Origin of the sequence: Amaricoccus sp. (assembly GCF_036846665.1) — a bacterium.
In the GTDB taxonomy this organism is placed as follows: domain Bacteria; phylum Pseudomonadota; class Alphaproteobacteria; order Rhodobacterales; family Rhodobacteraceae; genus Amaricoccus.
Window position 1 is genome coordinate 1 of the sequence record NZ_DAIUBO010000017.1, and the last position, 13303, is coordinate 13303.

A 13303-nucleotide genomic window follows, 5' to 3' on the forward strand; every position below is an offset into this window, starting at 1 on the left:
GCTTCCCGCCTCGATCGGGCGCCTCTCCGGGCAGCGCGGCGGCGTCCCCGAGGCGAGCGTGCTCGACGGGCTCAGCCGGATGCCCAACCGCCAGGCGTTCTTCCGCGATATCGCGCGGGGCACCGGGGGCCGCAACACGCTGGTCCTGGTCACCCTCGCCGACGCCCGGGCCTTCGATGGCATGCGCGCGGCCCTCGGCCATGTGCTGGCGGACAATTTCGTGCGCGCCGGCGCGCATCGCCTGGCGCGCATCGTCGGCACCGGCACGCCGATCTACCATGTCAGCACGCTCGCCTTCGCCTTCCGCTTGCCGGGAAGCTGCGCGCCCTCGGCCCCGCCGCTGATCCGGCGGATCGTCGAGGGTTTCCGCGAGCCGCTCCGGCTCGACGGCATCCCGATCGAGACCCGGCTCGGAATCGGGCTGCGGGTCTCGGGCGGACCCGGCGCCAGCCCGGCGGAGGATCTTCGCGCGGCCCTTTCCGCCGCGCAGCAGAGCCATGCCGGCAAGTCCGGCTGGGCCTGGTACGACCTCGAGAGCGACGAGGCGCACCGGCGCACCTTCCAGATCCTCACCAACCTGACCGCCGCGCTCGAGGCCGAGAGCCAGCTCGAACTGCATTATCAGCCCAAGATCTGCCTCGCGACCCGCACCTGCGACAGCGTCGAGGCGCTGGTGCGCTGGACGCATCCCGTGCTCGGGCCGGTCTCGCCGGCGGAATTCGTGCCGCTGGCCGAGGCGACGGTGCTGGTGACCCCGCTGACCCGCTGGGTGATCGACGCCGCGACGCGGCAGATCGTGGAATGGCGGCGCAAGGGGCTCCACATGCGGGTCGCCATCAACATCTCGCCGCGCAACCTCGAGGAGCCGGACTTCGTCGAATACCTGCTCTTCAACTGTGCGGCGCGCGGGATCGACCACGGCGCGCTGGAGCTTGAGGTCACCGAGGGCGTCAGTGCCGACGAGGGCTCGCTGATCACCGACCGCATCACCGCGCTGCGGGCCCTCGGCTTTCACATCGCCATCGACGATTTCGGCGCCGGCTTCAGCAACATGGCCTATCTCACCCGGCTCTCGGCCAATACCTTGAAGATCGACCGCAGTCTGGTGAGCGGGCTCGCCGCCGGGGCGCAGAACGGCCGGCTCGTGGCGGGCATCGTGCAGATGGGCCACGACCTCGGCTACAAGATCGTGGCCGAAGGCGTGGAGACCGAGCGCGAGCTCGACCTGCTCGCCGACTGGGGCTGCGACGTCGGCCAGGGCTGGCATTTCGGCCGGCCGATGTCGGCGGACAGGTTCTTCGACTGGCACCGGGGCGCCTGGGACGAGCAGCCGCCGGCGGCGGCCCGGGGATAGCGTCGCCTCCGGGGAGACATGTCCGGGCGCGCCGGAAAAACGCCCCGCGTGTCAGGCCGCCGCGCGGCCGGCCTCGGCGGCCAGGGCGATGATGTCGGCCATGATCCGGTTCAGCTCGAAATCCTTCGGCGTATAGACCCGCGCGATGCCGAAGGAGCGCAGCGCCGCCGCATCCGCCTCGGGAATGATGCCGCCGATCACCACCGGCACGCCCTCGAGCCCGGCCTCGCGCATCCGCCGCATCACCTCCTCAGCCAGCGGCAGATGGCTGCCCGAGAGGATCGAGAGCCCCACCACATGCACCGATTCCTCGAGCGCGGCATTGACGATCTGCGCCGGGGTCAGGCGTATCCCCTCATAGACCACCTCCATGCCGCAGTCCCGCGCCCGCACCGCGATCTGCTCGGCGCCGTTGGAATGCCCGTCGAGGCCGGGCTTGCCGACCAGGAACTTGACGCGCCGCCCGAGCCGCGCGCTCGCCGCCTCCACCGCCTTGCGCAGCTCCCCGATATCGCCCGAGGGCGCCCGCGCCGCCGCGCCGACCCCGGTCGGCGCGCGATATTCCCCGAAGGCCTCGCGCATCGCCGCCCCCCATTCCCCGGTGGTCACGCCCGCCTTCGCCGCCGCGATCGAGGCCGGCATCACGTTCGTGCCGGCCCGCGCCGCCTTGCCCAGAGCCTCGAGCGCCTCGGCGACCCTCGCCGGGTCGCGCGCCGCGCGCCAATCCGCCAGCGCCGCGACCCGCTCGGCCTCCAGCCCCGGATCGACCGTCATGATGCCGCCGTCGCCGGCGGTCAGCGGGCTCGGCTCGGCCTCCACGTAGCGGTTGACCCCGACGACCACCGTCTCGCCCGACTCGATGCGCGCCAGCCGCGCCGCGTTGGCCGAGACCAGCCGCCCCTTCATGTAGCCGATCGCCGCCACCGCCCCGCCCATCGCCTCGATGCGTGCCAGCTCCGCGCGGGCGGCCTCCTTGAGCTCCGCCACCCGCGCCGCCACCGCCGGATTGCCGTCGAAGAGATCGCCGTATTCCAGCAGATCCGTCTCGTAGGCGACGATCTGCTGCATCCTGAGCGACCATTGTTGGTCGAAGGGGCGCGGCAGGCCCAGCGCCTCGTTCCAGGCCGGCAGCTGCACCGCCCGCGCCCGCGCGCGTTTCGAGAGCACCACCGCCAGCATCTCGATCAGGATGCGATAGACGTTGTTCTCCGGCTGCTGCTCGGTGAGGCCAAGCGAATTGACCTGCACCCCGTAGCGGAACCGGCGCTGCCGCTCCTCGGTCACGCCGTAGCGCTCGCGCGCGATCTCGTCCCAGAGCTCGGCGAAGGCGCGCATCTTGCACATCTCGGTGACGAAACGGATCCCGGCGTTCACGAAGAACGAGATGCGGGCCACGGCTCCGGGGAAGTCCTCGGCCGGCATGCGCCCGCGGATCTCGTCGAGCACCGCCATCGCCGTGGCCAGCGCGAAGGCCAGCTCCTGCTCCGGCGTCGCGCCGGCCTCCTGCAGGTGATAGGAGCAGACGTTGGTCGGGTTCCATTTCGGCACGTTCGCGAAGCAATATTCCGCCACGTCGGCGATCAGCCGCAGCGAGGGCTCGGGTGGAAAGACATAGGTCCCGCGCGAGAGATATTCCTTGACGATGTCGTTCTGCACCGTGCCCTGCAGCTTCGCCGGATCCGCCCCCTGCTCCTCGGCGACCGCCACATAGAGCGCCAGCAGCCAGGCCGCCGTCGCGTTGATGGTCATCGAGGTGTTCATCGCCTCGAGCGGGATCGAGTCGAAGAGCGCGCGCATGTCGCCCAGATGGCCGATCGGCACCCCGACCTTGCCGACCTCGCCACGGGCGAGCACATGGTCGCTGTCGTAGCCGGTCTGGGTCGGCAGGTCGAAGGCCACCGAAAGCCCGGTCTGGCCACGCGCCAGATTGGCGCGATAGAGCGCGTTCGACGCCGCGGCAGACGAATGTCCGGCATAGGTGCGGAACAGCCAGGGTGCGTCGCGTTCGGCCATGCGGATCTCCGTGGATTCGTCTTGCACTGCACAAAAAGACACACTCGGCCATGCCGGACAAGATCGTTTCCGGCTGCGCGGCGGCGGCGAAAGAAACCGAAGACCCCTGGCGGCCGTTCTCCGGCCAGGCGCGCCCGGCCGGAACGTGCTGCCCGCAGTCGCGAGACCCGAGCATGGGCGGTGCATGGGTTGTGCATGCCGCGCGCATGCGCAATTCTCCACTCTGGCCGCCGTGATGGCGCTGGACAGCGGCCTGCGCCTTTCCCGGCTGCTGCCGCAGCGCACAAATCCGGTTGCGCCCGGTGCCTGACAATGCAAGAAACGAAATCGACCTGAAATCGCAACATAATTGCGCTGATTGCTTCCGGCGGATGCGCAAATGCCAAGGACGAAGCCCATGCCGCCTCTTGATGCCCCCGCCGCGGCGCCGAGCTATGACGCGCCGCAGAAGGACCTCTACGAGATCGGAGAGATTCCGCCGCTCGGCTATGTTCCGAAGAAGATGTATGCCTGGGCGATAAGAAAGGAGCGCCACGGCGAGCCGGACCAGTCTTTCCAGGTCGAAGTGGTTGATACTCCGAAGCTGGACAGCCATGAAGTTCTCGTCTTCGTCATGGCTGCCGGCGTCAACTACAACGGCATCTGGGCCGGACTCGGGATTCCGATCTCTCCCTTCGATATTCACAAGGCCGATTACCATATCGCCGGCTCCGATGCTTCGGGAATAGTCTGGGCCGTCGGCGACAAGGTCACGCGATGGAAGATCGGCGACGAAGTGGTCATCCATTGCAATCAGGACGATGGCGACGACGAATATTGCAACGGCGGCGATCCGATGTATTCGCCAAGCCAGCGTATCTGGGGCTATGAGACGCCGAACGGTAGTTTTGCACAGTTTACAAACGTCCAGTCTCAACAGCTGATGCAGCGTCCACGTCATCTGACATGGGAAGCGAGCGCCTGTTATACTCTAACGCTCGCCACCGCCTTCCGCATGCTCTTCGGCCACCCGCCCCACGAACTCCGCCCCGGCCAGAACGTGCTGGTCTGGGGCGCCTCGGGGGGGCTCGGATCCTTCGCGATCCAGCTGGTCAACGCCGCCGGCGGCAATGCGATCGGCGTGATCTCCGACGAGAGCAAGCGGGAATTCGTCCAGTCGCTCGGGGCGAAGGGCGTCATCAACCGCAAGAACTTCGATTGCTGGGGCCAGATGCCCAAGGTGAACACGCCCGAATACAAGGCCTGGCTCACCGAGACGCGCAAGTTCGGCAAGGCGATCTGGGACATCACCGGAAAGGGCGTCAACGTCGATCTCGTCTTCGAGCACCCCGGCGAGGCGACCTTTCCGGTCTCGGTGATCGTCGTCAAGAAGGGCGGCATGGTCGTCATCTGCGCCGGAACCTCCGGCTACAACCTGACCCTCGATGCGCGCTATCTCTGGATGAACCAAAAGCGCGTCCAGGGCAGCCATTTCGCCAATCTCATGCAGGCGAGCGCGGCCAACAAGCTCATGCTGGAACGGCGCCTCGACCCCTGCATGTCCGAGGTGCTGCCCTGGGACCAGGTGCCCGACGCCCATGTGAAGATGCGCCGGAACGAGCACAAGCCCGGCAACATGGCGGTTCTCGTCAGCGCTCCGGTGACCGGTCTGCGCACCTTCGAGGACACGCTGGAGGCGAGCCGCACCTCGGCCGGACGTTAACGAATGAGGAATGCTCGCGAATCACCCGCTCAACGCGTGGGTGATTCGCTCATAGGTTGAGCGATCCCTGTGTTTTCAATACTTTGGCTGCGCGGTGCCCCACCATTTCCGGGGTGGCAATATTGGTGAATTTATCGAAACGGGCGGCAGTGGTATTAACCTTTCATGGCAACCGCTTAACCACAGGGGACCGTCAATGAAAGCCTACTGGGTAATTGATATTCTCAAGGACATCAGGCAGTTTTCCGAGAAGAACGGTATGGTTGTGCTTGCCGAACAGCTTGACGATGCTATCTTCGTCGCGGCCAGCGAGATCGGTATGAAGCTCTCGGGCAGCGGAACGGTTGGCTGTGGCAAGGGAATCCCTAGAGGCGCTACTGGAACGACTGCAGACCACGAAGTCCATTGAGGAACTTCAGGTCTGGGCGCATGAACTTCGCGACCATCTCGGCGTCACCCACGTTCTCTACCACACGGTAAAGTTGAACGGCGAAAACGTCGGAGCCTTCACCTACGACATCGAATGGGTGAGGATCTACATCGAGAACGACTACAAATCGATCGACCCGGTGGTGCTCGGGGGGGTGCGGCGGTTCCACCCCATCGACTGGAAGACGCTCGACTGGTCCCCTCCTGCCGCAAGGAAGCTTCTGCGTGACGCCATGACATTCGGCATCGGCAACCAGGGCTGGTCGATCCCGCTCTGGGGGCCGGCCGGCGAGTTCGCCATGTTCACGGTGAACCATCGGGCGAGCGACGACGAATGGCAGGCGATCACCCGCGAAAGGGCAAAGGATTTCCTTCTGATCGCGCATCTGGTGCACCAGCAGGCCAAGCGCATCATCAACCGGGAGGTGGCGGAGCCCACTCGGGAACTCTCCCCGCGGGAGCGCGAGGCGCTTACCATGCTGAGCGCCGGCATGAACCGGGCCGAGGTCGCCGACCGCCTGCACATCTCGGAGAACACGCTGCGGGCCTATATCGATTCCGCCCGGCACAAGCTAGGGGCGATGAATGTGACCCACGCGGTGGCCCTGGCGCTCTCGCATGGCATCATCGGACCGAACGAGGCGTTGCCGAAATACTAGGGCGGCGCACGCTCGGCCTTTGTTAATTTTAATGGATGAATAATGACCTCAGAAAAACGATAGAGGTCAGGATGATCCGCTTCATATACGCTGATGAACTCCACAAGTTCCCTGTACTTAAGGAAACGATGTTTAGGGACAGGGCCGCTCAGTTCAAGCACCGTCTTCACTGGAGCGTTACTCTGGACGAGAACGGTTACGAGGTCGATCAATACGACGCGCTCAACCCGCTCTATACCATCTGGGAAGACGCGAACGGCCGCCACGGCGGGTCCATGCGCACGCTTCCGACGATCGGGCGCACCATGGTCAACGAGCATTTCCTGGACCTGACCGGCGGCGTTGAGATCGCCAGCCCCTTCATCTGGGAATGCACGCGGTTCTGTCTGGCGCCCGGCGCCGCGCCCGGCGTCGCCGCGGGGCTGCTGATGGCGGGCTGCGAGATGGGTCTGCGTTTCGGGCTCGAACAGGCGATCGGCGTCTTCGATGCGCGCATGCCGCGGATCTACGGCCGCATCGGCTGGAAGCCGGACGTGATCGGCTCGCGGGGGGAAGCCCCCGACAGCATCAGCGTCGGCCTGTGGAACATCAGCGAGCAGGCCCGGGCCGAGATCTCCCGCCGGTCGGGCATCCCGGTTTCCGTGGTGGCCCGCTGGTTCGACAGGTCGTTTGACACCACCTTCCACGACCAGGCCGTCGCCGCCTGAGGCTGGTCCCGCCCCGCGCTTCCCGCTAGAGAGGGCGGAAAGCAAAGGGCGAGAGGCGGATGCGGTTTTCGCCGGATCAGATCGAGGCGCGGGACCGCATCCATGACCTCCTGCGAGGAGCCGGGGTCGATCTCGCCGAATCCACGCTCCTGCCCGACGGGGGCGGCCGGCAGGAGGCGCTCGCGCTCCTGGGCAAGGCGGGATCGGGCAAGACCGAGCTTCTGGTCGCCGTGGTCCGCAGCCTCGTCGCCGCCGGGGTGGAACCGGTCTCCGGCGAATACGAGAGCCGCCGCTCGCGCCCGCGGCGCAGCCTGGCGGTGCTGGCGCCGACCAACAAGGCCGCCAGCGTCCTGCGGGCGAGAGGCGTTCCCGCGACGACGATCCATCGCATCCTCTACACGCCGCTCTACGAGCCGCAATACGAGGCCCTGGCCGAATGGCTCACCGGCAAGGGCGAGCGGCCGCAGGTCGAGGGCCTGACCGAGGCGGCCATGGACCGGGCGCGCGCCTTCTTCGCGCAGCACAAGTCGATCCCCGGGGCGCTTGCGACCGCCGGGCTGCGCGGATCCGATTTCATCAAGGGCTGGAAGCTCCGGGACGAGCCGCTCGACATCGGCCTGGTCGACGAGGCCTCGATGCTCGACGACCGGCAATACGACGACCTCCGCGCCCTCTTCGGCACGCTGATCCTCTTCGGCGACCCCGCGCAGCTGCCGCCGGTGAACGGGCCCGGCCGGATGGTCTTCGACCGCCTGCCGGAGGAGGCGCGGCTCACCCTGCGCCGGGTACACCGGCAGGCCTCCGACAGCCCGATCCTCGATCTCGCCCACGCCCTCGGCGAGCCGGAGCTCGGCTTTCAGGAGTTCGAGGACAGGGTCCATGCCGCGGCCGCGCGGGACGAAAGGGTCGTCATAGCGCAGCGGGCCGATGCGGCCGCCATGGCGCGCGCGCCGATCCTCGTCTGGCGGAACGCGACCCGCATCCGGCTCATCCAGGCGTTCCGGACCGCCTATGGGATTCCGGCCGACGGCCTGCTTCCCGGCGAGCCGCTGATCTGCGACGGGATCGAGCTGCCGGTCAAGCATCGCAAGCGGCGCATGGATCTCGAGGCGCGCGGCCTGATCAAGGGAACGCAAGTGATCTACCTCGGCCCGGGCAAGCGCGCCGGCTTCAGCCGCATCCATCTGCCGGGGGCGGAGGAGCCCGACTTCGGCGTGGCCAGCATAATCCAGATCGAGGCGCCCGGCCAGGACGAGCCCTTCATCCCCACCGCGGCGAGCATGGGCGCCGTCTTCCTGCACGGCGCGGCGGTGACGATCCACAAGGCCCAAGGCTCGCAATGGCCCGAAGTGCAGGTCTTCGCCCCGGATCTCTATGCCGCCGCCCAGTCGGGCCGCAGCGAGGCGGGCTTGCAGCTCTGGAAACGGCTCGCCTATGTCGCGATCACCCGGGCCGAGCGCCGGCTGCTCTGGGTCACGCGCTATGCGCTGGCCCGGCCCGAGGCGGCGCTGGGGATCGGCGATCTGGAGCGGACGGCCAGGCCGCTGGTGCTCGACGGCGCGGAGTGAGCCGCACCCCCTATCGCTTCAGGAGCCGGAACGTTGCCGCCGCCAGCCAGCCGGCGGCGAGCGCCAGCAGGACCGAGAGGATGCCGTAGGTCAGCGGCTCGTTCCGCGAGAGGTTGAACATCCAGCGCTCGAGGCCGGTCTTCTCGACGACGATGTCGGTGACGCCGGAGCTTATCACCTCGTGATTGCGGACGAGGAAGAATTCGGCGGAATAGATGCCTTCGGTGAGATTCGCCGGCAGTTCGAACCGCGCCTGGAAGAGCGTGTCCTCCGCGACCGAGACGGCGCCGTCGCGGACGCTGTAGAGCCCCTCCTTCTCGCGGATCCGCACCACCGCCTCGCCGAAGGAGCTCGTGTCGGTGATGGTGGGATGCCCGCCGACCCGGCGCACGGCCTGGTTCATGCCGATCTGGTAGCGCAGGAGCTCGGTTTCCGTCAGCAGGCTGTCGAGCGGGCTGGTGGTGGCGATGGAATAGAAGGTCGGCGCCTCGCGGACGCGCACCGCATCGGTGTTGACCCAGATCCCGAAGCGCCGGTCCTTGCGCCGCACGGTGACGCCCCGGGTCGGCCCCTTGATGGTGATGATGATGTCGAGGGGGGCCACGTCGGGCTGGGCGGGTCCCTCGCGTCGGATCGCGCCGAAGATGAAGATCTCGGAGCCGTTGAAATCCGCGGTCAGCGCGATGTTGTCCTTGGAGATGCCGGTGACGACGGTCTCCTGCGCGGCCAGGGGGGAGACGGTCACGAGCGCGAGCAGGACCGCGAGCCAGACCGCGATCATGACGCCGCGAGGGAATAGAGGTCCGCGGGCTTGATCACGAGATCCGCGAAGAGCTTCAGACAGACCCCGAGCACCAGGAGCGCGAGCAGGATCCGCAATTGCTCGGCCCGCAGGCGGTTGCCGACCACCACCCCGATCTGCGCACCGATCACACCGCCGATGAGCAGGATGAGCGCGAGAAGCGCGTCCACGGTCTGGCTCTGGACGGAATGGAGGATGGTGGTGAAGGCGGTCACGAAGAGGAACTGGAAGACCGAGGTGCCGATGACGACCTTGGTCGGCATGCCGATCAGGTAGATCATGGCCGGCACCATGATGAAGCCGCCGCCCACGCCCATGACCGCGGCGAGAACGCCGACCAGCGCCCCGATCACGAAGGGCGGGATGGCGCTGACATAGAGCTGCGAGGTGCGGAACCGGACCTTGAGCGGCAGGCCATGCGCCCAGGTGTGGCGCTTGCGCGGCACGAGGAGCGCGTTGGGATCGTTGCGGCGGCGCAGGGCGCGCATTCCTTCGACGAGCATCAGGGCGCCGATGGTGCCGAGCATCACCACGTAGAGCAGGCTGACCGTCAGCTCGAACTGGCCGTTGCGGCGCAGGATCGTGAAGACCTGGACGCCGATCGCCGAGCCGATGAAGCCGCCGGCGAGCAGGACCACGCCCATGCGGAAGTCCACGGTCTTCTTCCGCATATGGGCGAGGAAGGCGGAAAAGGAGGAGCCGGCGATCTGGTTGGCGGCCGAGGCGACGGCCACCGCGGGCGGGATGCCGATGAAGAAGAGCAGCGGGGTCAGGATGAAGCCGCCGCCGACTCCGAACATGCCCGAGAGCAGGCCGACCATCGACCCGATTCCGAAGAGCAGCAGGCCGTCGACGGAGACCTCGGCTATGGGTAGGTAGATCTGCATCCGGTCTGATCCGCCACGCGCCTGCCTATCGAATAGCGGCTCGCTCCGTCTAATTCATCCCCTAATCATCATCGCGCGCCGGAGAATGCGCGCGGCGGGGCGGCGCGGGACCCGGCCTTCCCGGCGCCCCTCGCGGCCGTCCCCATGGGGACACCCTGTAACTATCAGAAAAATATGATGAAAAGAGTTAACGAGCGATTGCTTGCCCTGCAACCACCACGGCTGATGGCTCCATGCCTTGCGAGGCGTTGCGTCGGAGGGCCGGCGGAGACCCCCGATGGTCAGGAGGAGCATCAACGGCCCTCGCCGGCGGCTCCCATCGCACCCTGGGCCCGGGTGTTCCAGCCCGATCGACCGGTGGCGATCGGGCCGCGCCGGCCCTGCCCGGGGGCCGGCGTGCCTTGCGCACCGTCCAGGGCCGATGCGTCCCGATCCTCGACCGACGGTGACGCTGCACCCCCTCGCCCTGCGGCTTGCGTCTCCGGGGGGGATGTGGGGCGGGCCGCGCGGGGCGCGGCCTTCTCCCGTTCCGAGGTTGCGGCCGGTGGACCTATCGCCGCTCAGGCGCCGACGTCGTCCCGGAGGAAGCGGCGCAGGATGCGTTCGAGCTTGGCGGCGCCCAGGGGGGCCATCGCCTTGGTATGGTCGTGGCTGAGGATCTCGTCGCTCATGCCGGCGGCCATGTTGGTGATGGTGGAGACGGCCGCCACCCGCAGCCCGAAGAAGCGTGCGAGGATCACCTCCGGCACCGTCGACATGCCGACCGCATCGGCGCCCAGCACGCGGAGCGCGCGGATCTCGGCCGGCGTCTCGAAGCTCGGCCCGGAATACCAGGCATAGACGCCTTCGCGCAGCGCGATCTCCTCCGCCGCGGCCGCGTCGCGCAGATCGCGCCGCATCGCCGGGTCATAGGCGTCCACCATGTTGACGAAACGGGCGTCGGTCGCCTCGCCGATCAGCGGATTGCGCCCGGAGAAGTTGATGTGGTCGGCAAGCAGCATCAGCTCGCCCGGCGCCATCTCCGGGCGGAGCGAGCCGGCGGCATTGGTCAGCACCAGCCGCCCGGCGCCGAGCGCCTGCAGGAGGCCGATCGGCGCGCGCATGGCGGCGGGATCGCCCGCCTCGTAGTAATGTGCCCGCCCGCCGAAGACCGCGACCCGCCGGTCTTCGAGCATGCCGATCACCAGATGCGGGTCGTGGCCCGAGACCGCCGCCCCGGGGAAGCCGGGCAGCGCGCCATAGGGGATCGCCACGCCATCGACGCTGGCGGCGAGATGGCCGAGCCCCGAGCCGAGCACGATGCCCAGCTCGACGGGGGCCGCGCCTGCCCTCGACCGGACCGTCTGAAGTGCCGACATGGCCAATCCCCGGTTGCTTCGGTAGCGCTGCGATGGCCGGGCCAGCATGTCGCGCAAGCCGGCGGATGTCTATGGCGCCGGCGCGTCGAGGGGCTTGCGGAAGACGAGCGCGTCGAGCGGCGGCCGGCCGGCCCGGGTGTAATAGCCCGGCCGCCGGCCGACCGGGCGGTAGCCGAGCGCCTCGTAGAGGCCGCGGGCGGCGGTATTCCCGACCGCGGTCTCGAGGAAGACCTCGCCGGCGCCGCGGGCGGATGCGGCCGCCTCGAAGGCCAGCACCAGCGCGGTCCCGATGCCGCGCCGCCGGGCGAGGGGCTCGACGGCGAGGGTCAGCAGCTCGGCTTCCGGCCCCGCGAGCCGCCCGAGCGCGAAGCCTTCGGGGCGGCAGAGCAGGAGCGTCCCCTCCGCGGCGGCGAGCCCGGCGAATTCGCGCGCGGTCCAGGGGCGCGGCGCCTCGGTGAAGCAGCGCGCATGCAGGGCCGCGAGCGCATCAGGCGACATCGATGAGCATCGGGCGGGGCTCGCGCGGCGGATGTGCGTCGGCCGGGCGCAGGTAGAGCGGCGCGGGCCGGCCCGTTGCGCCCCCGAGCCGCGCCGCGGCCACCCGCGCCAGCCGGCGCGGATCGGTGCGCGTGTCCTCGGCGCCGGCGCGGCATTCCAGTTCGGCGGCGAGGCGCCCGGCCCGGTGGCCGAGGCAGAGCAGGTCGCAGCCGCGCGGCAGATCCGCCGCGGCCTCGATTGCGAAGGGCGCGCCCAGGGCCGTGCCGTCGCGCAGGAGCTGGAGCAGGCAATGGTCCTGGCGGTCGGCGACGGAGGCCAGCACGTCGCCCGGGAAGCCCTCGGCCAGCGCCTCGAAGCGGCTGACGCCGATCGCCGGCCGGGAGAGCGCCATGGCGAGCCCGCGCGCGGCGGCGACGGCGATCCGGACGCCGGTGAAATTGCCCGGGCCGGTGCCGACGGCGATGGCGTCGACCCCGCCCCAGGGGATGCCCGCGTCCCGCAGGATTTCCTCGAGCATGGGGAGCAGGCGCTCGGCCTGGCCGCGCGCCATGGCCTCGTCGCGGTGGGCGAGCAGCCGATCGCCGGCGAGCAGGGCCGCCGCGCATCGGGCCTCGGCGGTGTCGAAGGCGAGGATCAGCGGCCCGTCAGACGCCAACCGGGCGCACCTCGGTCACCTCGGGGATATAGTGGCGCAGCAGGTTCTCGATGCCCATCTTCAGCGTCATGGTCGAGGAGGGGCATCCGGCGCAGGCGCCCTGCATGTGCAGATAGACCACGCCGCGGTCGAAGCCGTGGAAGGTGATGTCGCCGCCGTCCTGCGCCACCGCGGGGCGGACGCGGGTGTCGAGCAGTTCCTTGATCTGGTTCACGATCTCCTGGTCGGGGCCGTCATGCTGGGCATGGCCGACCGCGCCTTCCGCGCCCTCGATGGCGGGCTCGCCCGACTGGAAATGCTCCATGATCGCACCGAGGATCCCGGGCTTGATATGCGGCCATTCAACCTCCCCGGATTTGGTGACGGTCACGAAATCGGCGCCGAGGAAGACCCCCGTCACGCTGCCGGTCGCGAAGATGCGCCGCGCGAGCGGTGAAACCGCGGCCGCGGCCTCGTTCGGAAAATCGGCGGCGCCGCCGGAGAGGACCGCCTGGCCGGGAAGGAACTTGAGCGTCGCCGGATTCGGCGTGGATTCGGTCTGGATGAACATCGTCGTGCCTCTGGAGGATGCTCCCTAGGTGCGACCGCGACGGGTCCGAGTCAACCCTGCGGGGGTGCCGGGCCGAGGGCGGTCGTCGTGGAGTCCGGTCGGAACCGGGGTGACAAGGGCA

The 13303-nt window shown here is 68.6% G+C and carries 13 protein-coding genes; 6 read left to right on the forward strand and 7 right to left on the reverse strand.

The window, feature by feature from the left end; all coding sequences use genetic code 11:
- Positions 1-1354 (forward strand): putative bifunctional diguanylate cyclase/phosphodiesterase (locus V7050_RS03050; protein ID WP_324410230.1); only part of this gene is annotated, 1354 nt, incomplete at its 5' end.
- 51 nt (positions 1355-1405) lie between these two features.
- Here V7050_RS03050 and V7050_RS03055 read toward each other — a convergent pair.
- A complete protein-coding gene (locus V7050_RS03055) occupies positions 1406-3367 on the reverse strand; it encodes a protein meaA (RefSeq protein WP_324373651.1) in 1962 nt (653 codons plus the stop codon).
- A gap of 397 nt (positions 3368-3764) precedes the next feature.
- On the opposite strand from V7050_RS03055, the gene ccrA reads away from it, so the two are divergent.
- The 5 genes from ccrA to V7050_RS03080 all read left to right on the forward strand — a co-directional run bounded on the left by ccrA (position 3765) and on the right by V7050_RS03080 (position 8432).
- Positions 3765-5069 (forward strand): crotonyl-CoA carboxylase/reductase, encoded by a 1305-nt coding sequence (gene ccrA / locus V7050_RS03060; protein ID WP_324366707.1) that lies wholly within the window; start codon positions 3765-3767, stop codon positions 5067-5069.
- Between the two features lie 196 nt (positions 5070-5265).
- Complete coding sequence (locus tag V7050_RS03065) at positions 5266-5478, forward strand: hypothetical protein (protein ID WP_324366709.1); 213 nt, start codon at positions 5266-5268, stop codon at positions 5476-5478.
- Positions 5420-6157 (forward strand): helix-turn-helix transcriptional regulator, encoded by a 738-nt coding sequence (locus tag V7050_RS03070; RefSeq protein ID WP_324366711.1) that lies wholly within the window; start codon positions 5420-5422, stop codon positions 6155-6157. Before V7050_RS03065 ends, V7050_RS03070 begins: the two co-directional genes overlap by 59 nt.
- 71 nt (positions 6158-6228) lie before the next feature.
- Positions 6229-6864: an acyl-homoserine-lactone synthase gene (locus V7050_RS03075; protein WP_442885678.1), complete on the forward strand. Its 636-nt coding sequence runs from the start codon at positions 6229-6231 to the stop codon at positions 6862-6864.
- Between the two features lie 59 nt (positions 6865-6923).
- Positions 6924-8432, forward strand: a complete 1509-nt coding sequence (locus V7050_RS03080; protein WP_324373649.1) for an ATP-dependent DNA helicase — start codon at positions 6924-6926, stop codon at positions 8430-8432.
- 10 nt (positions 8433-8442) lie between these two features.
- On the opposite strand, the gene V7050_RS03085 is transcribed toward V7050_RS03080, so the two are convergent.
- From V7050_RS03085 to V7050_RS03110, 6 genes are all read right to left on the reverse strand, one after another.
- Positions 8443-9213 carry a TIGR02186 family protein gene (locus V7050_RS03085; RefSeq protein WP_324366716.1) on the reverse strand — a complete coding sequence of 257 codons (771 nt, stop codon included), beginning with the start codon at positions 9211-9213 and terminating at the stop codon, positions 8443-8445.
- The gene (locus tag V7050_RS03090; protein WP_324366718.1) at positions 9210-10121 is read right to left on the reverse strand and encodes a sulfite exporter TauE/SafE family protein; all 912 of its coding nucleotides are present in this window, start codon (positions 10119-10121) and stop codon (positions 9210-9212) included. The genes V7050_RS03085 and V7050_RS03090 overlap by 4 nt, the downstream gene beginning before the upstream one ends.
- 560 nt (positions 10122-10681) lie before the next feature.
- A complete protein-coding gene (locus V7050_RS03095) occupies positions 10682-11479 on the reverse strand; it encodes a purine-nucleoside phosphorylase (protein ID WP_442885302.1) in 798 nt (265 codons plus the stop codon).
- 69 nt (positions 11480-11548) lie between these two features.
- Positions 11549-11977, reverse strand: a complete 429-nt coding sequence (locus tag V7050_RS03100) for a GNAT family N-acetyltransferase (RefSeq protein WP_324366722.1) — start codon at positions 11975-11977, stop codon at positions 11549-11551.
- Complete coding sequence (tsaB, locus tag V7050_RS03105; RefSeq protein WP_324366723.1) at positions 11967-12632, reverse strand: tRNA (adenosine(37)-N6)-threonylcarbamoyltransferase complex dimerization subunit type 1 TsaB; 666 nt, start codon at positions 12630-12632, stop codon at positions 11967-11969. The genes V7050_RS03100 and tsaB overlap by 11 nt, the downstream gene beginning before the upstream one ends.
- A complete protein-coding gene (locus V7050_RS03110) occupies positions 12622-13182 on the reverse strand; it encodes a NifU family protein (protein WP_324366725.1) in 561 nt (186 codons plus the stop codon). Before V7050_RS03110 ends, tsaB begins: the two co-directional genes overlap by 11 nt.
- Positions 13183-13303: the final 121 nt, after the last annotated feature.